Annotated in this window: 18 protein-coding genes; 6 read left to right on the forward strand and 12 right to left on the reverse strand. The window is 62.7% G+C overall.

The window, feature by feature from the left end; genetic code table 11:
* Positions 1-241 precede the first annotated feature (241 nt).
* From NKH02_RS24990 to lexA, 4 genes are all read left to right on the forward strand, one after another.
* A complete protein-coding gene (locus NKH02_RS24990; protein ID WP_352882332.1) occupies positions 242-1,867 on the forward strand; it encodes an AMP-binding protein in 1,626 nt (541 codons plus the stop codon).
* Positions 1,864-2,700: a tryptophan 2,3-dioxygenase gene (gene kynA, locus NKH02_RS24995; RefSeq protein WP_013531744.1), complete on the forward strand. Its 837-nt coding sequence runs from the start codon at positions 1,864-1,866 to the stop codon at positions 2,698-2,700. The genes NKH02_RS24990 and kynA overlap by 4 nt, the downstream gene beginning before the upstream one ends.
* An 82-nt stretch (positions 2,701-2,782) precedes the next feature.
* Positions 2,783-4,030, forward strand: a complete 1,248-nt coding sequence (gene kynU, locus NKH02_RS25000; RefSeq protein WP_352882335.1) for a kynureninase — start codon at positions 2,783-2,785, stop codon at positions 4,028-4,030.
* A gap of 445 nt (positions 4,031-4,475) precedes the next feature.
* The gene (gene lexA / locus NKH02_RS25005; RefSeq protein WP_352871159.1) at positions 4,476-5,228 is read left to right on the forward strand and encodes a transcriptional repressor LexA; all 753 of its coding nucleotides are present in this window, start codon (positions 4,476-4,478) and stop codon (positions 5,226-5,228) included.
* Here lexA and NKH02_RS25010 read toward each other — a convergent pair.
* Positions 5,222-7,690, reverse strand: a complete 2,469-nt coding sequence (locus NKH02_RS25010; protein WP_352882336.1) for a ComEC/Rec2 family competence protein — start codon at positions 7,688-7,690, stop codon at positions 5,222-5,224. The two genes, lexA and NKH02_RS25010, sit on opposite strands and share 7 nt — an antisense overlap.
* 102 nt (positions 7,691-7,792) lie before the next feature.
* On the opposite strand from NKH02_RS25010, the gene gltX reads away from it, so the two are divergent.
* Together gltX and gltA are read left to right on the forward strand one after the other, a co-directional pair.
* Positions 7,793-9,217: a glutamate--tRNA ligase gene (gene gltX, locus NKH02_RS25015; RefSeq protein WP_352882338.1), complete on the forward strand. Its 1,425-nt coding sequence runs from the start codon at positions 7,793-7,795 to the stop codon at positions 9,215-9,217.
* A 184-nt stretch (positions 9,218-9,401) separates the two neighbouring features.
* Positions 9,402-10,730 carry a citrate synthase gene (gene gltA / locus NKH02_RS25020; RefSeq protein WP_352871153.1) on the forward strand — a complete coding sequence of 443 codons (1,329 nt, stop codon included), beginning with the start codon at positions 9,402-9,404 and terminating at the stop codon, positions 10,728-10,730.
* 75 nt (positions 10,731-10,805) lie between these two features.
* On the opposite strand, the gene lpxB is transcribed toward gltA, so the two are convergent.
* The 11 genes from lpxB to pyrH all read right to left on the reverse strand — a co-directional run bounded on the left by lpxB (position 10,806) and on the right by pyrH (position 22,101).
* Positions 10,806-11,984 (reverse strand): lipid-A-disaccharide synthase, encoded by a 1,179-nt coding sequence (gene lpxB, locus NKH02_RS25025; RefSeq protein WP_352882340.1) that lies wholly within the window; start codon positions 11,982-11,984, stop codon positions 10,806-10,808.
* The gene (locus tag NKH02_RS25030) at positions 11,977-12,894 is read right to left on the reverse strand and encodes an LpxI family protein (protein ID WP_352882341.1); all 918 of its coding nucleotides are present in this window, start codon (positions 12,892-12,894) and stop codon (positions 11,977-11,979) included. Before NKH02_RS25030 ends, lpxB begins: the two co-directional genes overlap by 8 nt.
* Positions 12,866-13,699, reverse strand: a complete 834-nt coding sequence (lpxA, locus tag NKH02_RS25035; protein WP_352882343.1) for an acyl-ACP--UDP-N-acetylglucosamine O-acyltransferase — start codon at positions 13,697-13,699, stop codon at positions 12,866-12,868. The genes NKH02_RS25030 and lpxA overlap by 29 nt, the downstream gene beginning before the upstream one ends.
* 13 nt (positions 13,700-13,712) lie before the next feature.
* On the reverse strand, positions 13,713-14,180 hold the full coding sequence (fabZ, locus tag NKH02_RS25040) for a 3-hydroxyacyl-ACP dehydratase FabZ (RefSeq protein ID WP_127327354.1): 468 nt from the start codon (positions 14,178-14,180) through the stop codon (positions 13,713-13,715).
* Positions 14,173-15,231, reverse strand: coding sequence for a UDP-3-O-(3-hydroxymyristoyl)glucosamine N-acyltransferase (lpxD, locus tag NKH02_RS25045; RefSeq protein WP_352882344.1), 1,059 nt, complete (start codon positions 15,229-15,231; stop codon positions 14,173-14,175). Before lpxD ends, fabZ begins: the two co-directional genes overlap by 8 nt.
* A gap of 74 nt (positions 15,232-15,305) precedes the next feature.
* Positions 15,306-17,681 (reverse strand): outer membrane protein assembly factor BamA, encoded by a 2,376-nt coding sequence (bamA, locus tag NKH02_RS25050; RefSeq protein ID WP_352871143.1) that lies wholly within the window; start codon positions 17,679-17,681, stop codon positions 15,306-15,308.
* 217 nt (positions 17,682-17,898) lie between these two features.
* Positions 17,899-19,041, reverse strand: a complete 1,143-nt coding sequence (gene rseP / locus NKH02_RS25055) for an RIP metalloprotease RseP (protein ID WP_352882346.1) — start codon at positions 19,039-19,041, stop codon at positions 17,899-17,901.
* A 103-nt stretch (positions 19,042-19,144) separates the two neighbouring features.
* Complete coding sequence (locus tag NKH02_RS25060) at positions 19,145-19,960, reverse strand: phosphatidate cytidylyltransferase (protein WP_352882348.1); 816 nt, start codon at positions 19,958-19,960, stop codon at positions 19,145-19,147.
* Positions 19,957-20,715, reverse strand: a complete 759-nt coding sequence (locus tag NKH02_RS25065) for an isoprenyl transferase (RefSeq protein ID WP_352882352.1) — start codon at positions 20,713-20,715, stop codon at positions 19,957-19,959. Before NKH02_RS25065 ends, NKH02_RS25060 begins: the two co-directional genes overlap by 4 nt.
* A gap of 10 nt (positions 20,716-20,725) precedes the next feature.
* Positions 20,726-21,280: a ribosome recycling factor gene (gene frr, locus NKH02_RS25070; protein ID WP_352882350.1), complete on the reverse strand. Its 555-nt coding sequence runs from the start codon at positions 21,278-21,280 to the stop codon at positions 20,726-20,728.
* A 98-nt stretch (positions 21,281-21,378) separates the two neighbouring features.
* Entirely contained in the window at positions 21,379-22,101 is a 723-nt protein-coding gene (gene pyrH / locus NKH02_RS25075) for a UMP kinase (protein ID WP_091574801.1), read from the reverse strand.
* Positions 22,102-22,268: the final 167 nt, after the last annotated feature.

Genomic DNA, 22,268 nt, shown 5'->3' on the forward strand with positions numbered 1-22,268 from the left:
CAAAACATTTTAGGCTTGAAACAAATTTCGACTGGTGCGATCCTGCCATGACGAACAGCCGACAAAATGGGAGGTCTGCTGTGCTGCCCTGACCTGCCGGATGCTCATCCTTTTTCGGTGGCATCGTCGAGCAGGCACGATTGGTGGCGCGAAGCCTCCCGCGAAAGACAGGAACTTCAAATCCACCACACCGGCCAGGCGCCTCGCGCACCGGCCAGGCAGCAGACGGGATAGCGGCGACATGCTTGGGCCTTCAGCGCATATCGACACGTTCACGCGCGATCACTTGCCGCCGCCGGAGCAATGGCCGGACTTCCTGCTCGAAGGTTTCGACTATCCCGAACGCCTCAACGCCGGCGTCGAACTGACCGACAGGCTGGTCGAGAAGGGCCTCGGTGACCACACCGCGCTGATCGGCAATGGCCGCCGCCGCACCTACAAGGAACTGTCCGACTGGACGAACAGGCTGGCCCATGCGCTGGTCGAGAATTATGGCGTCAGGCCAGGCAACCGGGTGCTGATCCGTTCGGCCAACAACCCCGCCATGGTCGCCTGCTGGCTGGCCGCCACCAAGGTCGGCGCCGTGGTCGTCAACACCATGCCGATGCTGCGCGCCGGCGAGCTTGCCAAGATCGTCGACAAGGCGGAAATCACCATCGCCTTGTGTGACACCAGGCTGATGGACGAGATGACCGCCTGCGCCAAGGACAGCGCCTTCCTCAAACAGGTCATCGGCTTCGACGGCACCGCCAACCATGATGCCGAACTCGACCGCGCCGCTCTCGACAAGCCGGTTACCTTCACCGCCGTCGACACCGGCCGCGACGATGTCGCGCTGCTCGGCTTCACCTCGGGCACGACAGGCGTGCCGAAAGCGACGATGCATTTCCACCGCGACCTCCTGATCATCGCCGACGCCTATGCCCGCGAAATCCTCCAGGTGACGCCGGACGATATCTTTGTCGGTTCGCCGCCGCTCGCCTTCACCTTCGGCCTTGGCGGGCTCGCCATCTTCCCGCTGCGTTTCGGTGCGGCGGCGACGCTGCTGGAACAGGCGACTCCACCCAACATGATCCACATCATCGAGACCTACAAAGCGACGATCTCCTTCACCGCGCCGACCGCGTATCGCGCCATGCTGAAGGCCATGGATGAAGGGGCCGACTTGTCGTCGCTGCGCGTCGCCGTTTCGGCAGGCGAAACCTTGCCCGCGCCGGTTTTCGAGGAGTGGACGCAAAAGACCGGCAAGCCGATTCTCGACGGCATCGGCGCCACCGAAATGCTGCACATCTTCATCTCCAACCGCTTCATTGACATGAAGCCCGCGTCGACCGGCAAGCCGGTGGGAGGCTACGAGGCGCGCATCGTCGACGACGAGATGCGCGAGGTGCCGCGCGGCACAGCCGGCAGGCTGGCGGTGCGAGGCCCGACCGGCTGCCGCTACATGGCCGATGACAGGCAGAAAGAATACGTGCGCGACGGCTGGAACCTCACCGGGGACACCTTCACCCAAGACGAAGACGGCTTCTTCCATTTCGCCGCACGCTCCGACGACATGATCGTCAGCGCCGGCTACAACATTGCCGGGCCCGAAGTCGAGGCAGCACTCCTGTCGCATCCTGACGTCGCCGAATGCGCGGTGATCGGCGCGGACGATGCCGAACGCGGCCAGATCGTCGAGGCGCATGTCGTGCTGGTGCAGGGCGTGGCCCCTGACGCGTTGACCACCAAGCGCCTGCAGGATCACGTCAAGGCAACGATCGCGCCCTATAAATACCCGCGGTCGGTGAAATTCATCGCCGCTCTGCCCAAGACCCAGACCGGCAAGATCCAACGCTTCCGGCTGCGCACGGAGAAAATCAATTGAGCGAACCATACGATCCGGCGTCCGAAGGCGCACAGATGTCGTTCAACGAGCGCATGTCCTACAGCGACTATCTGCATCTGGAAAAGGTGCTGGAGGCGCAGACGCCGCTGTCGTCGGCGCATGACGAGATGCTGTTCATCATCCAGCACCAGACCTCGGAACTGTGGATGAAGCTCGCTTTGCACGAGATCGGTGCCGCGATCCGCTCGATCCGCGCCGATCGCCTCGAGCCGAGCTTCAAGATGCTGTCGCGCGTCGCCCGCATCTTCGAGCAGTTGAACAACGCCTGGGACGTGCTGCGGACGATGACGCCCAGCGAATACACCGAGTTCCGCGACGCGCTCGGCCAGTCCTCGGGTTTCCAGTCCTGGCAGTATCGCGCCATCGAGTTCATGGCCGGCAACCGCAACCTCGCCATGCTCGGGCCGCACAAGCACCGGCCAGACCTCAGCGGAAAGCTGGAGGCGATCCTGGCGGAGCCGTCGCTCTACGACGAAGCGCTGCTGCTCTTGGCGCGCAACGGATTCGATATCGGCGCTGATGCCAGGCGCACGGACTGGCGTGAGACGCGAACCGAGAATGAAGAGGTCCTGGTCGCCTGGCAGACCATCTACCGCGACCCGCAGCGCTACTGGATGTTCTACGAACTGGCCGAGAAGCTGGTCGACTTCGAGGACTATTTCCGCCGTTGGCGCTTCAATCATGTCACCACGGTCGAGCGCATCATCGGCCTGAAACGCGGCACCGGCGGCACGTCGGGTGCTTCGTACCTGAAGAAGATGCTCGAGGTCGTGCTGTTCCCGGAGCTGTGGACGGTCCGCACCCGGCTCTGACATCATCGAAATGAGAACAGGCACACCGAGGGGACGCGCTTGCAGCGGGAACCCTTCGCGAACAACCGAGGACTGAACGACCATGAGTGGAATTCCTGATCTCGCTGCGATCGAAGCGATGGATGCCACGGATCCGCTGCGTGCCATGCGCGATCGTTACATTTTGCCGGAGGGGGTGATCTATCTTGACGGCAATTCGCTTGGAGCAGCGTCTCATGCCGTTTTCGGCGAGCTGCAGCAGGCGGCGACCCAGGAATGGGCCCAGGATCTCATCCGGGCCTGGAATACAGCCGGATGGTTCGAGATGCCGATCGAACTCGGCGATCAGCTTGGACGCCTGATCGGAGCCGCGGCCGGCCAGACCGTCGTCTGCGACACGACGTCGACCAACATCTACAAGGTGCTGCATGCGGCGATGGAGATGCGGCCCGGCCGGTTGGCCATCGTCGCCGAGGGTGACAGTTTTCCCACCGACCTGTACATCGCCGAAGGCGTGGCCTCGACCCGGGATGGCGCCTTGCTGCGCCTCGCGGGCGTCGACGCGCCAACCATCGAAGAGCTGATCGACGAAAGCGTCGCGGTGGTGCTGGTCAACCACGTCAATTACAAATCCGGTGAACTGCGCGACATGACGGCGCTGACGCGCAAGGCTCATGCGGCCGGAGCGCTGATCGTCTGGGATCTCTGCCACACCGCGGGCGCTCTGCCGGTCGAGCTCGATCATGCAAATGCTGATTTCGCTGTCGGCTGCACCTACAAGTACCTCAACGGCGGTCCGGGCGCGCCAGCCTTCATCTATGCCGCCCAGCGCCACCACGGCGAGATCAGCCAGCCACTCAGCGGCTGGTGGGGGCATGCACGGCCCTTTGCCTTCGAACGGGGTTATGTTGCCGGCACCGGTATCCGCCGCTTTCTGTGCGGCACGCAGCCGGTCCTGTCGATGCGGGCGCTCAAAGGCGCGCTTGCCATCTGGAACGACGTCGACATGGCGGCATTGCGAAAGAAAAGTGTCGCGCTGACCGAACTGTTCATCCAGCTCGTCGAAGCGAAGTGCGGCGCCTATGGTCTCACGCTGGAGAGCACTCGCGACGCGACCAGGCGCGGCAGCCATGTGTCGTTCCTTCACGATCATGGCTATCAAATCATGCGGGCGCTGATCGAGCGCGGAGTGATCGGTGACTTCCGCGCGCCGTCAACCATCCGTTTCGGATTTACGCCGCTCTATGTCGGCTACAAGGACGTGTGGCTGGCGGTCGAGGTGCTGGAAGACATTCTGCGCACGAGTGCATGGAAGGACCAGCGTTTCGCCGTCAAGGAGGCCGTGACCTGACGCGGCCGTCCCGACGATCTGTTGTCGCGTCTTGCCCCCAGGTCGGATGACGGAGGACGAATTTTTCAACTCGCGAATGCGTTCGCCGCTGGTGGCCGGCGCAGGCTGCAATAGATTAACCAAGGTTGGCATTTTGGCTTCGTTTCGTTCACGGCAAACGAACGCCCGGAAAGCTGGAAATGCGCCCGTCGCGGATCCATGGGCAGCTCATGCCAGGCTTGAGCCAAGGGTGGGCCACAGCCCATTAACCATAACAATTTCAATGCCGGCAAGCGCATTGTGACGGCATACAGTCGTCGACGAGGCCCGCTGGCGAGCGCCAATAATTTCGACCCCCCTAATAAATTCATTAAACTTTAAACAGTTGCGGAACACAACTGGAACAGATAGTGTTTGTTCTGGGTTTGTTTTTCCGATTCTGGTTTCAGGTACCCTGGGGGCCGCCATGCTGACGCGCAAGCAACACGAACTGCTGATGTTCATCCATGAACGCCTGAAGGAAAGCGGCATTCCGCCATCCTTCGACGAGATGAAGGAGGCGCTCGACCTTGCCTCCAAATCCGGGATTCATCGTTTGATCACGGCACTGGAAGAGCGCGGCTTCATTCGCCGGCTGCCCAACCGGGCACGCGCGCTGGAAGTGCTGCGGCTGCCGGACTCGATCGCACCCGGCCTCAACGCGGCAAAGAAGTTCTCTCCAAGCGTCATCCAGGGCAGTCTTGGTCAGGCCAGTCTCGGCCAGGGCGGCCTTGGCCGGCAGATCAGGCCAGCGTCTTCGCGGATGTCTTCAGCAGGCAATGACGACGACGTGGTCGCCGCCGTGTCGATCCCCGTGATGGGGCGCATCGCCGCCGGTGTGCCGATCGATGCCATCCAGCACCAGACGCATTCGATCTCGGTGCCGCCAGACATGATCATGGGCGGCGAGCACTATGCGCTGGAGGTCAAGGGCGACTCGATGATCGAGGCCGGCATCTTCGACGGCGACACCGTCATCATCCGCAATGCCGATACGGCGAGCCCTGGCGAGATCATCGTGGCGCTGGTGGATGAAGAGGAAGCGACGCTGAAGCGGTTCCGCCGCAAGGGCGCCTCGATTGCTCTCGAAGCCGCCAATCCGGCCTATGAAACCCGTATTTTCGGGCCAGACAGGGTCAAGGTGCAGGGCAAGCTCGTTGGCCTGATCCGCCGCTACTGAGGCAGCTGCGGTTTAACGACTGGCTTCTCGGGTCTCTTGAAGGGCGGCAGGCCTCTCGCCTCGCGCGAAAACTTGCGTTGCGCGTGCCAGGGTCGATATGGCCTGTCCACGGCGAAGCTGATTGTCGCCGGCGTGGTCGCCGATTGGCGATCGAAGAAGACGGCAGCACTGCCTTTGCGGGCCAGTTGCCGTTTGGTGATGACCAGAACCAGCGGGTTGTGACAGGCGTCATAGGCCGTCGCGTCATTGATGACGATCAGGTCGGCGAAACCACAGGCTTTCCAGGTGTCTTTTCGGTCCTCGATATAGGCAATGAACGCGCCAGACGGATGCCTGGCGAGACAAACGCCTGATGTGCAATAGAACGGCGCTCCGGGCGGCATTTCAGCCGCATCCGCGACGTCGAATTGACCGTCGCCTTCGTCGAACACCTCCGGCACGATGATGCTTTCGGATGTCAGCGCACGCTTCCAGTTGTCGACGGTGAATTCGTTCGGCCTGGCCCGGCTGACCGCGAGTTCGCCGCCGCCGATCGGCAACGCAACCAGCCGTGCGTCCTCCGAGATCAGCACGTCGGGTGCGCGCGTGTCCGAGACCGTCAGCAGGCCGGCAAGCGCGAAAGGAAGAGCTGCCAGCCGCAGCCATGTCGTCGCCATCGTCGCGATGACAAGGGCAATCGCCACCAGAAGAACAGACTGCTGCGAAATCAAGCCGATTGCGTCGACTGGCGAACGCTCGGAAATCCATCCGGACATTGCGATCATCGCCGTCAGGCCTTTGCCCATTACATAAAGAAAGGGGCCGTCGGCGCCGAATGGCATCGCCAGTGCGCTGAGGACTGCGAAAGGCATGACGACCAGTGATACGATCGGCATGATCGCCAGATTGGCGAACAGGCTGAGCGGCGACACACGCTGAAAATGCCAGATGGCAAACAGCGCCGTGGCGCCGCCGGCGATGATGGAAGTCATGGAAAGGCCGCCTGCCGCCAGCAGGAATTTTCGCGTCAGGAAACCAGGCAGCGACCGCTTTGGCGGCGGTGGTCTCGTCTTTCCCGCACGATGCTCCGACCAGCCGGCATAGGCGCCGACCAGCGCCGCGGTTGCGGCGAAGGACATCTGGAAACTCGGGCCGACCACTTCATGCGGCGACACCACGATGACGGCGATCGCCGAAACTGCTAGATTGCGCATGGTGAGTGCCGCCCGATCGAACAGCACGGCAATCAGCATCACCGCCAGCATGATGAAGCTGCGCTCGGCGGCGACGACGACGCCTGAGATGATGAGATAGGCGGCGATCGAGAACAGTGCCGCGACGGCGGCGTATTTCTTGACCGGACGACGCGCGGAAAAGTCCGGAAACAAGGCGAAGGCGCCGCGCAGCAACCCCATGATGGTGCCGGCGACGAGCGCCATATGCAGTCCGGAAATGGAGATGATGTGGTAGATGCCGGTACGCCGCATAGCTTCGTTGATGTCATCGGGAATGCCGGCGCGCACGCCGACGATCAGCGCCGCGGCGATCTCGCCCTCGGCGCCACCGACGCTGCCCCTGATGTGGTCGGCAATCGCTTCACGGGCTTTTTCTATCCCCGAGGAAAGGCGGGCCGATATCGGCATGCCGCCGTCATCGGTGACGATAAGTTTTGGATTGCCGAGAAAGAACCCGCTGCCGCCGATGCCGGCGAAATAGCTGTCGAAGGAGAAGTCGTAGCTGCCCGGCCGCACCGGCCCGGTCGGCGGCAACAGCTTGGCATATCCAGTGATCAGGGAGCCGGCGATCATGTCCGCCGGGATCTTTCGCGCCGAAAGTCGCACCCGCTCCGGCGCATAGCGCAGTTTCGGCCTTGCAGTCGATGTGACGTCGATGGTCAGCCGGATACGACCGCTCTCCATCCGGTCGAGCGAAACGACGCGGCCGGTCACTTGCGTCGAGATTTCCGAGCCCAGCATCTGCGTTCCCGCCCGCCATGTCTCGACCTTTGCGGCGAGCAGGCCGAGCGCGCACAAAAGTGCCGCCATGAAGCACAGATGGGTTTTCGGCCAGGAACGCGAGACCAGCGCACAGAGCCCCGCCAAGATGACAACTGCGACAGGCTTTGCGAAGTCAGGTTCCGCCGCCAGCGAAAAATAGCCGATCGCTCCGCTCGCCAGGCAGACCGGCACCAGCAGGAAGGCCACGCCTCGGTCGAGTTCCAGGCCCGCTGCCATGGCCACGCCATGGCGCAGGCGCGGCAGCGAAATCCGGCCGATTTGCCGGCGTACGCGCACGATCCTGCCGACTTCGGCAACTGGAACCGGGGCGGAGGCATCCGCTTGCAACGGCGCCTTGCCGGGATCCGGCACGAGGGGCGATGGCGGCGGCAATGAAGCCGGCAACGGCGCTGCAAACAGGGACCGCTCGCTGACGCCAGTGACAGCGTCCTCGCCCTGATCCGAGCCCCAGCCTCGTCCAGCCATCGGGTCTGCCCCTTGCGCCCTCGACACCCTATGCTACATGAACGCCGGGCGCGCGAAAGTCCGCGCAGCCGCACCCCGCTTCAGATGGTTTCCGAGAGTTCCATGTCCGACAAGGTCGTCACCCGCTTTGCCCCCTCGCCCACCGGCTACCTGCATATAGGCGGCGCGCGCACGGCGCTGTTCAACTGGCTGTATGCAAGGCACACCGGCGGCACGATGCTGCTGCGCATCGAGGACACCGATCGCGAGCGCTCCAACGATGCCGCGACCGCTGCCATTCTCGACGGGCTTTCCTGGCTTGGCCTCAGCTGGGACGGCGAGCCGGTGTCGCAGTTCGAGCGTGCGCCGCGCCACCGTGAGGTGGCCGAGGAACTCGTGCGCATGGGCAAGGCCTATTATTGCTATGCCACGCCGGCCGAACTGGAGGCGATGCGCGAGGCCGCCAGAGCCAAGGGCCTGCCGCCCCGTTATGACGGCCGCTGGCGCGACCGTGCCCCCTCAGAGGCGCCTGCGGGCGCCAAGGGTGCTATCCGCATCAAGGCGCCGACCGAGGGCGAGACGGTGGTGCATGACCGTGTCCAGGGCGAGGTGCGCTTTCCCAACAAGGATCTCGACGATTTCATCATCCTGCGTTCGGACGGCAATCCGACCTACATGCATGCCGTCGTCGTCGACGACCATGACATGGGCGTCACCCATATCATCCGCGGCGACGATCATCTGACCAATGCCGCCCGTCAGACCGTGATCTACAACGCCATGGGCTGGGCTGTGCCCTCGATGTCGCATATCCCGTTGATCCACGGCGCCGATGGCGCCAAGCTGTCGAAGCGGCACGGCGCGCTCGGCGTCGAGGCCTATCGTGCCATGGGTTATCTGCCCGAGGCGTTGCTGAACTACTTGGCGCGCCTCGGTTGGAGCCATGGCGACGACGAGATCATGTCGATCAAGGACATGATTTCCTGGTTCGACATCGGCGATGTCAACAAGGGCGCGGCTCGCTTCGACTTCGCCAAGCTGGAGGCGATCAACGGCGCGCATATGCGCCGCATGAGCGACGCCGAACTGTTCGATATCTTCATCGCCACCCTGCCCTATCTCGAAGGCGGCCCGGCGATGGCCGCGCGCCTGAACGACAGCAACAAGGCGCAGCTGCTGGCCGCGTTGCCGGGCCTGAAGGAGCGCGCCAAGACGCTGGTCGAACTCGTCGATGGCGCGGCCTTCCTGTTTGCCACGCGGCCGCTGCCGGTCGACGACAAGGCGGCCCTTTTGCTCAATGACGATGCCCGCAAGATCCTGCGCGGCGCTCACGAAGCTTTGAACGGGCTTACAAGTGACTGGACGGCCGCCTCGGCGGAGGCCGCGATCCGCGAGGTAGCAGTGGCCGGCGGCCACAAACTCGGCGCCGTGGCCCAGCCCTTGCGCGCCGCTTTGACCGGCAAGAGCACCTCGCCGGGCGTGTTCGATGTGCTTGCCGTGCTCGGCCGCGAGGAAAGCCTGGCGCGCATAGCAGATCAAATCGATTAGGAGCAAACTGGCCCAAGAAGATTGGCATTGAAAGGCGGGTTTCGCAGTGCAACATTAGGCCTTGGCCCAATCTGGCACGCACCTCCTGAAATGCGGTGGCGAATACGCGCATTGCGGTGATCTCAACGTGTCGCACTGCAGAATTTTGCCTTTGCCGGCATGAGGAAACAAGAAGGAGTTTGCAATGACCGACGCTGCGAAAAAGCTGGACTTGGGCGGCAAGAGCCAGGAGGCCACGGCAACCCTTGCATTCGCCGGCAAGACCCATGAATTCAAGGTGCGAAGCGGTTCTGTCGGGCCTGATGTCATCGACATCGCTTCGCTCTACACCACCACCGGGGCCTTCACCTACGATCCCGGCTTCACCTCGACCGCAAGCTGCGAATCCGAAATCACCTTCATCGACGGCGACGCCGGCATCCTCTTGCACCGCGGCTATCCGATCGACCAGTTGGCCGAACACGGCGATTTCCTCGAGGTCTGCTACCTCCTGCTCTACGGTGAATTGCCGACCAAGGCGCAGAAGGACGATTTCGACTACCGCGTGACGCGCCACACCATGGTGCACGAACAGATGTCGCGCTTCTTCACCGGCTTCCGCCGCGACGCGCACCCGATGGCGGTGATGTGCGGCGTGGTCGGCGCGCTGTCGGCCTTCTATCACGATTCCACCGACATCTCCGACCCGTACCAGCGCATGGTGGCGTCGATGCGGCTGATTGCCAAGATGCCGACGATCGCGGCGATGGCCTACAAATACCACATCGGCCAGCCCTTTATTTACCCGAAGAATGAGCTGAATTTCGCCGCCAACTTCCTGCACATGTGCTTTGCCGTGCCGTGCGAGGAGTACAAGATCAATCCGGTGCTGGCGCGCGCCATGGAGCGCATCTTCATCCTGCACGCCGATCACGAGCAGAACGCCTCGACCTCGACCGTTCGTCTCGCCGGCTCTTCGGGTGCCAACCCGTTCGCCTGCATCGCCGCCGGCATCGCTTGCCTGTGGGGGCCGGCACATGGCGGCGCCAATGAAGCGGCGCTCAACATGCTGGGCGAGATCGGCCATGTCGACCACATCCCGGAGTTCATCGCCCGCGCCAAGGACAAGAACGACCCGTTCCGGCTGATGGGCTTCGGCCACCGCGTCTACAAGAACTACGATCCGCGCGCCAAGATCATGCAGAAGACGGCGCACGAGGTTCTGGGTGAGCTCGGCATCAAGGACGATCCGCTGCTCGACATCGCCATGGAACTGGAAAAGATCGCGCTGACCGATCCCTATTTCATCGAGAAGAAGCTCTACCCGAACGTCGATTTCTATTCCGGCATCACGCTGAAGGCGCTGGGCTTCCCCACCACCATGTTCACCGTTCTGTTCGCGGTCGCCCGCACCGTCGGCTGGATCGCGCAGTGGAAAGAGATGATCGAGGACCCACGCCAGAAGATCGGCCGCCCGCGGCAGCTCTATACCGGTGCGCCCGAGCGCGACTACGTGCCGATCGCCAAGCGGTGATGAGAGCGAGTAGGGAATAGCCAGTAGCGAATAGGGAGTTTTATATAGGCCGAGGCGGTGAGAACCGCCTTCTTCCTATTCGCTATTGGCTCTCTTGATATACCGCATCACCACCTGTGCGGCGATCTCGCCGGAGGGCTTTTCGGTCGCCATGCGCCGCGTGATCTCGGCAAAGCCTTGCTTCTGCCAGGCGCGCATGCCGCTGTCGGCGAACAAGGCTTCCAATTGGCGGGCCAGATTGTTCGGCTTGACGTACTCATTGTAGAATTCCGGGATCAACGCTCGATCCGAGATCAGATTGGGCAGCAGTGCCGACCAGACAGAAACCAGATACGGCGCTACGACGCGCGCGACCGGGTCGAGCCGGTAGCAAGAAATCATAGGCACACCCGCCAGCGCCAGTTCCAGCGATACCGTCCCGGATGCGATGAGCGCGGCATCGGCCTTGCCGAAGGCCTGCCATTTGCGCTGCGGATCGACGATGATCTCGGGCTTTTCATCCCAACGGTTGACTGAGGATTTGACCAGGTCGGCGACATGCGGAACCGTCGGCAGCAGCAGGCGCAGGCGATGCCCGCGCGCGCGCAGCATCGATACCGTCTCGCCGAACGGGTCGAGCAGGCGCCGCACCTCACCACGCCGCGAACCGGGCAGGACAAGCAGCGTCTTCACGCGGTCCGCGGCAAGATCGCGCGGCAGGTCCTGCGCCTTGGCCGCGGCGAGCACGCCCGCATCATGCGTCAAGCGATGCCCGACATAGGTGCCCGGCGGGCCGCCCAGCCGCTCGAGCTCCTTCACCTCGAACGGCAGGATGCAGAGGATATGGTCGACATAGGGCTTCATCGCCGCCGCCCTGCCCGGCCGCCACGCCCAGACGCTCGGGCAGACATAGTGGATGATCGGGATCGATGGATTGGCCGCCCGCACCTTCTTAGCGACGCGCAACGAAAAGTCCGGGCTGTCGATGGTGACGAGGCAGTCCGGCTTTTCGTCCGCAACGGTCTTGACCAGTTGGCTGATCCGCCGCATCAGGCGCGGCAGGTCGCGCAGGATGGCGCTGAAACCCATCAGGGCGATCTCGCCGGCATCGAATGGCGATGCCAGCCCCAGCGCCTGCAAATGGCGACCGCCGAGGCCGACGAGTTGTACCTCGCGCCCGGTAGCCTGCTTGAGCGAGCGCACGATGTCGGCGCCGAGCAGATCGCCGGACTCCTCGCCGGCCACGATCGCGATCTTTAATGCCCTGTCAGCCATCGTGTGGCTCCGTCGCGGCAGGCAGGCCAATGATGAACAGGCCGAGTGCGTTGGCGCGTGCGATGGTTTCCGGGTCTTCGAGAACCAGCGAACGTCCCGCCTCCACGGCAATGCCGGCAAGCCCGGCCGCATGCGCGGCGTCGACCGTGCGTGGGCCGATGGACGGAAGATCCGCGCGCAGTTCCTGACCGGGCTTGGCGCACTTGACCAGCACACCGCGGGTCTTGCCGGCAATACGGCCGTGGCCACGCAGCAGCTTCGCACGGTCGAGCAGTCCCGCTGTTCCCTCGATGCCTTCCAGTGCGATGGTACGGCCGCCGACCGCGATGGCCGCCTGGCCAATATCCAGCGCCCCTATGGCCTTTGCCGCGGCAAGGCCGGCCTGGATGTCGTGCCAGTCGGATTTCCTTGGCGCGGCTTTCGTCAGGACGCCTTCGGCGGCGACAAGGTTCGGCACGATTTCGTGGGCGCCGACAACCTTTATTCCACGCGCTTCGAGGCCCCGCGCCAGGACCTTCAGCAGGCCATCGTCGCCACGCGCCAGCGCCGCGACAACAACCGGTATCACCGCGAGCAGGCTGAGACTTGGACGCAGCCGTGTCAGTCTTGGCCTGCGCTTGATCTCGCCTGCAAGCACCAGATGGGTGATACGGTGCCGCCGCAGCAATGGTATCAGCGAGCCGATACCTTCCAGGGCGAGGCTTTCATGCTCGTAATGGGAGAGCTCCGCGATGCGGTCGACCTCGCCTTCCATCAGGATGACGAAGGGCGGATAACCTTGTTCAGCCGAGCCGGCCGCGACCTCGACCGGCAGGCTGCCGCCGCCGGCGATGATGCCGACCCTGGAGCCTGGCGGGAGATCAAGACGCGCTGCCGCTGTCTCAGTCTTCGTCATCGACATCGTCGCCATCGCCGCCCTTGAGCGACGGCACAGCGTAGTGCCGCTTGCCGCGACTGGTGATGAAATCGATGATTTTCATGGCGGTCGGCGACGACGCGAACTCCGCCTTGGCGAATTCGATGTTCTCGCCGACGGTGCGAGAACGATCGAAGATCATCCTGTAGGCCTTGCGCAGCACATGGATTTCGGATCTCGGCAGGCCGGAGCGCTTCAGGCCGATGATGTTGAGTCCGCGCAGGCTGGCGCGGTTGCCGACCGCGATGGCAAAGGGAATGACGTCGCCGACGACCGCCGAGCAGCCGCCCAGAAAGGCGTTGTCGCCGATGCGGACAAACTGATGCACGGCGGTCAGGCCACCGATATAGACGTTGTTGCCGACCTCGCAATGGCCGCCCAGCGTCGCGCCGTTGGCGAACGTCGCGTTGTTGCCGACGACGCAATCATGGGCGATATGGGCGTAGGCAAGGAAATTGCCATTGTCGCCTACCGTCGTCTCGCCACGGCTGGAATCGGTGCCGAGATGCATGGTCACGCCTTCGCGGATCGTGCAGTTCTTGCCGATGACCAGGGTGGTGCGGCCGCCCTTGTGCTTGGTGTTCTGCGGCGGCGCGCCCAATGTCGCCATTGGATAGACCTTGGTCGAGGCGCCGATTGACGTCGCGCCCATCACCGAGACATGACTGACCAGTTCGACGCCATCGCCGATCACCACATCGGCGCCGACGTGGCAGAACGGTCCGATGCGTACACCTTGGCCGATTTGGGCGCCTTCCTCCACAACGGAGGAAGCATGGATGGATGTCTTGATTTTCATAAGCATTCGATCGTCAGTCGCTGGTGACCATCATGGCTGAAATCTCGGCCTCGGCCGCCTTGGCGCCGTCGACCATGGCCTCACAAGCGAATTTGAGCAGGTTGCCGCGTTTCTTGATTTTCTTGACATGGATCTTCAACTGGTCGCCGGGGACGACCGGTTTGCGGAATTTGGCGTTGTCGATGGTCAGGAAATAGACCAGCGACGGCTTTTCAGTGCCCAGGCTACGGATGCAGATGGCGCCGGCCGTCTGCGCCATCGCCTCGACGATGAGCACACCCGGCATGACCGGCTGCTCGGGGAAATGGCCCTGAAAATGCGGCTCGTTTATGGTCACGTTCTTGATGCCGATGGCGGACTCGTCACCGTCGATGTCGACGATACGATCGATCATCAGGAACGGATAGCGGTGCGGCAGGAGCTTCATCAGCCCCATGATGTCGACCGCTTCCAGCGTCGTCGACGCGATCATGTCAGCCATTGCCTCCCTCGCCCTGTTTGCGGGTCCTGGCGAGCTTGCGCAGCATGGCTATCTCCCGCATGGCTTCCGCCATCGGCTGTGCCGGATAACCGCCCCAGATCTCGCCTGCAGGGACATTGCTCATAAATCCACTTCTGGCGGCAAGCTTGGCCCCAGACCCGATGGTCAGGTGATCCGCAAGCCCGACACCGCCGCCCATGGTGACATTGTCACCCACGACCACGGACCCAGAAATACCCGAAAGCCCGGCTATTATGCAATTGCGGCCGATGCGGACGTTATGGGCGATCTGCACGAGATTGTCGATCTTGGTGCCCTGGCCGATGATCGTGTCGGACATGGCGCCGCGATCGACGGTGGTGTTGGAGCCGATCTCGACATCGTCCTGAATGACGACGCGGCCGATCTGCGGCACGCGTTCGGGGCCCTTGGCGCCGCCGACGAAGCCAAAACCATCCTGGCCGATCCTGGCACCGCCATGGATGATGACGCGGTTGCCGATCAAGGCATACTGGATGCTGGCGCCCGGACCGACATAGCCGTCGCGTCCGATCTGGCAGGATTGTCCGATGACCGCATTGGGCGCGATGACGGTACCGCTGCCGATCGAAGCACCCGGCCCGATGACCGCGCCGGCCTCGATGACGGCACCGGCTTCGACATGCGCGGTCGCATCGACATGAGCATGCGGCGAGACACCGGTTTCACTGGTCATCGGCCCTGGCGTCGCCGCCCTCGGAAACAACAGGCGTCCGACAAAGGCGAAGGCCTGTTGCGGGCGCGGATGAACCAGAACGGCGACGCCCGCCGGCGCCTTGCCGGCAAATTCCGCCGGGCACAGGACCGCGGCCGCCCGCAGCGACGGCATCAGCGCGGAATTGCGCTTGCCGTCGACAAAGACGAGCGCATTCTCGCCGCCCTCGCTGGCCGGCGCGAGCGCCTCGATCGAAATATCGGAGTGGCCGGAATCGACAAGCACCGAGCCGGTCAGATTCGCGACTTCGCCCGCCGTATACCGGCGTGATGGCGCGAAGAACACCGGATCGGTCATTCCAGAAGCTATATCCAGCTAGGTCGGACATTTCTCCCGGACCTGAAAGACCCGGGAGCATCGTTGGCCGCCGATCAGAAGCGGGTCGATATGCCGAAGTTGAATTCCTGCACGTCGTCGGACGCTTCCTTCTTGACCGGGATCGCATAGTCGATACGGATCGGACCGAACGGCGATGCCCACATCAGGCCGACACCGACCGAAGCACGCAGTTTCATGTCAGTCGAGGTCTGAGTAGCGATGCTCTCGCTGATCTTGCTGCCGTAGAGCGTTGCGGCATCAGCGAACACAGCGCCGCGCAAACCAAAGCTTTCCGGAATGACCGGCATCGGGAACTGGGCTTCCGCCGAGGCATTGAAATACGTCGTGCCGCCGAGATGGTCACCCGTAAGACTATCCGCCGGGCCAATACCACCGTACTCAAAACCGCGGATCATGCGGTCGGTGCTCTGGAATTGGTCGAAGATGCGCAAACCACCATCGCCGCCGTACCCCTCGACATGACCTGCGCCAGCCGAGACGAGACCAACCAGATCGAATTGCTCCGAGAGCGTCTGATAGATGCTGCCGCGACCAGTAACCTTCACATACTTGGCATCGCCGCCGACGCCGGCAAATTCGGCCGTCGTGGTGGCGTAGATACCTTCATGCGGGTTCTTCATATCGTCGATGGTGTTGTAGACCAGCCCCAGGCTGATCGACGATTTGATCCAGGGGCTTTCATCGATACCCTGGAGGATCGCCTTGGAAATATCGCAGGTGCCATCAGGCTCTGCATCACTGGTGGGACCGCAATCGTCGTCCAACTTATATTTCTCTTGCGAAATATTGTACGCCAGCTGGGTCGAAATGCTATCGGTGATCGGCAAGCCGAACCGTATCGTAGCGCCCGTGGTGTCGCTGTCGTAGTTGTTACTATATTCCCTGGTCTGTTTGAAGATGTCGAAGCCAGCGGCAATGCGCCGTCCGAGGAAATAGGGTTCGGTGAAGGACAGGCTGTAGTCGCGCGAATTCTTGCCGCCGCCGGCCGAGAGCTTGATGAACTGGCCACGGCCGAGGAAGTTGCGCTCGGTGATCGATCCTTCGACGGACGGGCCGGCCGTGTCCCCGCCGGTCGAATAACCGGCGCCGACCGAGAATTCACCGGTCGACTTTTCGACGACGTCGACCACCAGCACGACCTGGTCGGGCTGCGAGCCCGGCACTGTCGAGATGTCGACTTTTTCAAAGTAATTGAGAGCTTCCAGGCGCTTCTTCGCGCGCTGGATGAGCACTTGGTTGAAGGCGTCACCTTCGCTGACATCGAACTCGCGACGAATGACATAGTCACGCGTGCGGTCGTTGCCGCGGATCTCGATGCGCTCGATATAGGCCTTGGTGCCCTGGTCGATCGTGTAGACCACCGAGATGGTGTGGTTCTCGAAATTGCGGTCGCCGCGCGGCGTCACCTGCGCGAAGGCGTAGCCGGAGCCGGCCACCTTCTCGGTCAGCGCGATGATGGAATCCTCGACGTCCTTGGCGTTGTAGACGTCGCCCTTGCGGGTCTCGACCACCGATTCCAGCGATTTGCTGTCGACTTCAGGGATCGTGCTTTCGACGCTGACGTCACCGAATGTGTAGCGGTCGCCTTCCTGGACGGTGATGGTGACCGTGTACTTGTTCGTCGCACTGTCGAGTTCGCCGACAGCGGATACGACCTGGAAATCGGCGTAACCATGATTGTAATAGAAGCGGCGCAGCAGCTCCTGGTCGGCGCGCAGCTTGTCGTCGTCATAGACGTCGTCGCGCAGGACGAAGGAAAGCCAGGATGAACGCTTGGTGTTGATGACATCCGACAGGCGGCGGCTCGAATAGGCGCTGTTGCCGACGAAATTAATCGCCGCGATCTGCGTACGGTCGCCTTCGGTAATGTTGAAGACCACGTTCACGCGGTTGTCGCCAAGCTGCATGACCTGCGTGGTCACGGTCACATCGTCGCGACCAATGCGTTTGTAGGCAGCCTTGATCGATTCGACATCGGCATCGAGCGTTGCCTGCGAGAAAGTCCCGCGCGGCTTCAGCTGCACCGCCGCAGCAAGCGCATTGTCCTTGAGCTTCTTGTTGTTCTGGAACAGCACCTGGTTGACGACCTGGTACTCGGCAACCTTGACCACCAGCGTCGAGCCGACCTGGTTGATCTGCACATCCGAGAACAGGCCGGTGCCGAACAGCGCCTTGACCGCACTGTCGATATCGGAACTGGAGAAGGCCTTGCCCGGCTTGATGGTGATGTAATTGCGGATGGTCTCGGCGTCGATACGCTGGTTGCCGCTGACTTCGACTCTACTGACGACAGCGGCTTCGGCCGCCGATGTGGCAACGAACTGCACTGCGAGCGCGCCTGGCACGACAAGAGCCGCGGACAGGGTCACCGCGGAAGCGGCGCTCAGAAACTTGGATGCTGCCTTCATCGGGCTTAATAACCTTTTCTCGTAGTCCCCACGGCGAGAAAACCGGACGTGCGGTAATTTCCCCTACCGTATTAACCGGATTTTCCCTACACGCAAGGCTTCTGGTTAATTTGTATTTACTTAACCCTGCGGCGTGGCTTTCGCGTCACTCATATCCCCGTGCATGGTAAACGGCGTCTCAACATCGTCCATGCGGAGGCCGAATTTCTTCATGATTTCAGCATCCAAACAGATCGTTCCAGAAAACGAAACCCATGAAGCACAGCACCAGAAGCAACCCGGCCCGATAGGCCATTTCCATCATCCGTTCCGACACGGGACGGCGAATGACGGCCTCCACCCCGTAGAACAACAGATGGCCGCCGTCGAGGGGGGGAATCGGCAAAAGGTTGAGAAACCCGATGCCAACCGACAGCAGTGCAACCAGTTGCACGAGCCATTCGAATCCCAGTTTCGCCGCCTTGCCGGCCATGTCGGCGATCTTCACCGGGCCACCCAGCTGACATTTGTCCTCGCGCCCGACGACAAAGCGCTGCAGGAACTGGCCGGTGCGCTGGATGACGTGTCCGGTTTCCTCGACCGCCGCCGCAACCGCCCCGACCGGCGTGTACGTTATGAGACGCGGCTGGCCGAGTTCCTTGTTGTTGACGACACCGATCACGGCGACCTTGACCTTGTTGCCGAGCGCGTCTTCCTGTTCCATCAGCCGCGGCGCCGCGGTCACCGTGACCTCCTTGCCGTCGCGCAGCATGACAAAGGTGATGATGTCGTCGGCGCGGCCCGAGACCAGGCGCTGGACGTCGCCAAAGGTTTCGACCTTGTTGCCGTCGACGCTGACGAATCGATCGCCGGGCAGGATGCCGGCCTTCGCCGCCGGGCTGTCGGCCGTCACCTCGGCCACCATGGGCTCCGCGACATAACGGCCATAGGCGGTGAACAGCACGGCAAAGACGACGATCGTCAGCAGGAAATTGAACAGCGGTCCGGCCACCACGGTTGCCGCGCGCTTCCAGATCGGCTGCGTGTGAAAGGCGACCTTGCGCTCCTCCTCCGTCAGCGTTCCGAGTTCTTCCGACGCGGGCTGGCTCGAGGTAGCGTTCATGTCGCCGACGAATTTGACATAGCCGCCAAGCGGGATCGCGCACAGTTTCCAGCGCGTGCCGTGGCTGTCGTTGAAGCCGAAGAGTTCGGGACCGAAGCCGATCGAGAAGGCCTTGACGCCGATGCCGCACCAGCGCCCGACAAGGTAATGGCCCATTTCATGGACGAATACGACCACGGTCAGCACGAAGAGGAACGGCACCAGCGTGCCGAGGACAAAGCCTTCTGTGCTGAGAAGCGCGTGAAGAATCTCGTTCAAGACAAACCCTCAAATTCTGCCACGGCGCGGATTGCGCCGTGACTGTGACACCAATCCGGGCGAATCCAAGGCGCGCCGCGCATTGGGCCTGAAATGACACCGCTTAAACGGGAAACAAACCCTGCGCCGGATGATCGGCGGTCGCCGAAATCCAGCCAATGACGTATAGGGCGAAAGCCGCCGCGACAAGCCCGTCGACACGATCCATGACGCCGCCATGGCCCGGGATCAGCGCACCCGAATCCTTGCGGCCGTGGCGGCGTTTGACCCAGGATTCAAACAGGTCGCCGCCCTGTGAGACGATCGAAAGCACCAGCGCCACCAGGCTGAGCAATGGCAGATTGCCGACACCGGCAGCGGCGGCGAGGATCAGCCCCGCGACGACGCCGCCAACAGCGCCACCGAGCGCGCCGCTGCGCGTCTTGCCAGGCGAGATCGCCGGCGCCAGCTTCGGGCCTCCAACCGCACGGCCAACGAAATAGGCAAAGATATCGGTGGCCCAGACGACCGCGAACAGGAACAGGATGGCGACCAGGCCTGAACGGTCGCCGTCGCGCAGCAAGGCGAGCGACAAGCCTGAAACCGCGGCATAGGCAAGGCCGCTCGCATCCCATTGTCCGGCCTTGCGAACCGATGCGGCAATCGCCGTTGCGGCAACCATGACCATCGCAAGCGGCAACAGCCAGGAGGCGGCGAGGCCGCCAATCAAGGCGCCAATGAAGACAACCAGCAGCGCTTCCGGCAGGAAACCCAGACCCGTGGCCCCGGTCGGGCGCGACATGCGGGTCCATTCGTAGAAGATCACCCCGGCCATCGCGGCGCACAGCAAGCGGAACGGCAGACCGCCGAGCCAGGTCAAGCCAAGGGTGATGGTGGCGAGCACGATCGCCGAAATGACGCGCAGCCGGAGATTGCTCATCCCGCGGCCGGTCGCGAAGCGACATCCTGGGGCCCAAGTCCGCCGTAACGGCGTTCGCGGCCGGCAAATTCGCGCAAGGCCTCGGCAAAGTGCTCGCGACTGAAGTCGGGCCAGTAGCAAGGCAGGAAGACGAGCTCGCTATAGGCGGCCTGCCACAGGAGGAAGTTAGACAGCCGGAGCTCGCCGCTGGTGCGGATGACCAGTTCCGGGTCGGGAATGCCATGCGTGTCGAGAGCGCCGGCAAAGCTTTCGGCTGATATCGCCTCGCTGTCGAGTTCGCCACGCGCCACGGCTGATGCAAGCTTGCGCGCCGCGCGCACGATCTCGTCGCGTCCGCCATAGTTGAAGGCGATCACCAGCGTCAGCGATTCATTGCCGGCGGTCAGCGATTCGGCCTCGTCGAGCAGTCCCCTGATGTCGGGCTGCAACCCTGCCCTGTCGCCGATGATTTTGACCCGCACGCCACTCTGGTGCAATTCGGCCAGATCACGGCGGATGAACATTTTCAAGAGACCCATCAGGTCGCTGACCTCGGACTTCGGCCGCGACCAGTTCTCCGACGAGAAAGCGTAGACGGTCAGGTAGGAGATACCGAGCCCGGGTGCTGCGCGCACCGTCTTGCGCAGCGCCTCGACGCCGGCACGATGGCCAGCAAGACGAGGCATGCCGCGCGCCTTGGCCCAGCGTCCATTTCCGTCCATGATGATCGCGACATGCGCGGGCGTTGCCATGTTCTCGCTTTCGGGTCGGCCTATGGCCAAGACCCTAAACCTGCATGATTTCAGCTTCCTTATCGGAAAGCAGGTGGTCGATGGTGCTGATCGTCTCGTCGGTGAGTTTCTGGACCTGGTCGGAGCGCTTGCGCTGATCGTCCTCGCTGATGTCGCCGTCCTTCTCCGCCTTCTTCAGGAAGTCCATGCCGTCGCGGCGCACATGGCGCGCGGCGACCCGGGCATTCTCGGCGTAGGTGTGAGAAATCTTGACCAGTTCCTTACGGCGCTGTTCGTTGAGCTCGGGCAGTGGAATCCTGAGGTTGGTGCCGTCGACGATCGGGTTGAAACCCAGATTGGATTCGCGGATCGCGCGGTCGCCCGCGTCGACCATCGACTTGTCCCAGACCGATACCGAGATCATGCGCGGCTCCGGCACCGAGACGTTGGCGACCTGGTTGATCGGCATGGTGGTGCCATAGGCCTGCACCTGGATCGCATCGAGCAGGTTGCTGGAGGCCCGGCCGGTCCGCAGCGAGGCCAGATCATGCTTGAACGCGGCGATCGCCCCATCCATGCGCCGCTTGAGATCGTCGTACTCACCACTCATCTTTATCTCCTCGACCCCGTCTGACGCGGGTTCATTGCTTCGCGGCCGTTCGAATCCGGTTGTCGAAACCGGCTTCCCCTTTCGGGTCGGGCCCCCGATCAATCGTCCGCGACGACCGTGCAGCGGCCGCCGCCCCTCAGAATATCGCCGAAACCACCTTTTTCGTGGATCGAATAGACGATTATCGGAATGTTGTTTTCTCGCGCAAGTGCAATCGCTGCCGTATCCATGATGGAAAGGCCGCGTTTTATGACTTCGCCATGGCTGATGCGCTCGAAGCGCGTCGCATTCGGGTCTTTCTTTGGGTCCGCAGAGTAGACGCCGTCGACCTGAGTGCCCTTGAACAGCGCGTCGGCGCCGATTTCAGCCGCGCGAAGCGCGGCGGCCGAATCAGTGGTGAAGAACGGATTGCCCGTGCCGCCAGCAAAGATCACCACCTTGCCCTGGTTCATGTAGGCGGTCGCCTGGCGCTGCGAAAAGCTCTCGCAAAGTTCGGGCATGGCGATCGCCGAAAGCACCACGGCGTCGACGCCGATCTTGTTCAACGACGTGCGCAGGGCCAGCGAATTGATCACCGTGGCAAGCATGCCCATGTGGTCGCCGGTGACACGGTCGCCGCCCTTGGAGGCAACGGCCACGCCGCGAAAGATGTTGCCGCCGCCGATGACGACACCGACCTCGATGCCCAGTGCACGCGCCTCGGCGATGTCGCCGGCGATGCGATCGACGACCGAAACGTCGATGCCGAAATGCTGTTCGCCCATCAATGCTTCGCCCGACGCTTTCAGCAAGACACGTCGGTAGAGGGGCTTCACCGTCATCTGGTCCTCGTCATTTGCATGTGATGCGTTCCGGGTGGCAACCCTCGCGCAGGCGCCGCCCCGAAACAATGGCGTTCCGATACACGAAGGGCGCCCCGCTGTTCCCCCGGGCCCCCCCCCGGATTAGCGGGGCGTTTGTTAACACACCCCCGCCCAACCCCCGTGCA

Source organism: Mesorhizobium sp. M1396, assembly GCF_040317725.1.
Lineage (GTDB): Bacteria > Pseudomonadota > Alphaproteobacteria > Rhizobiales > Rhizobiaceae > Mesorhizobium.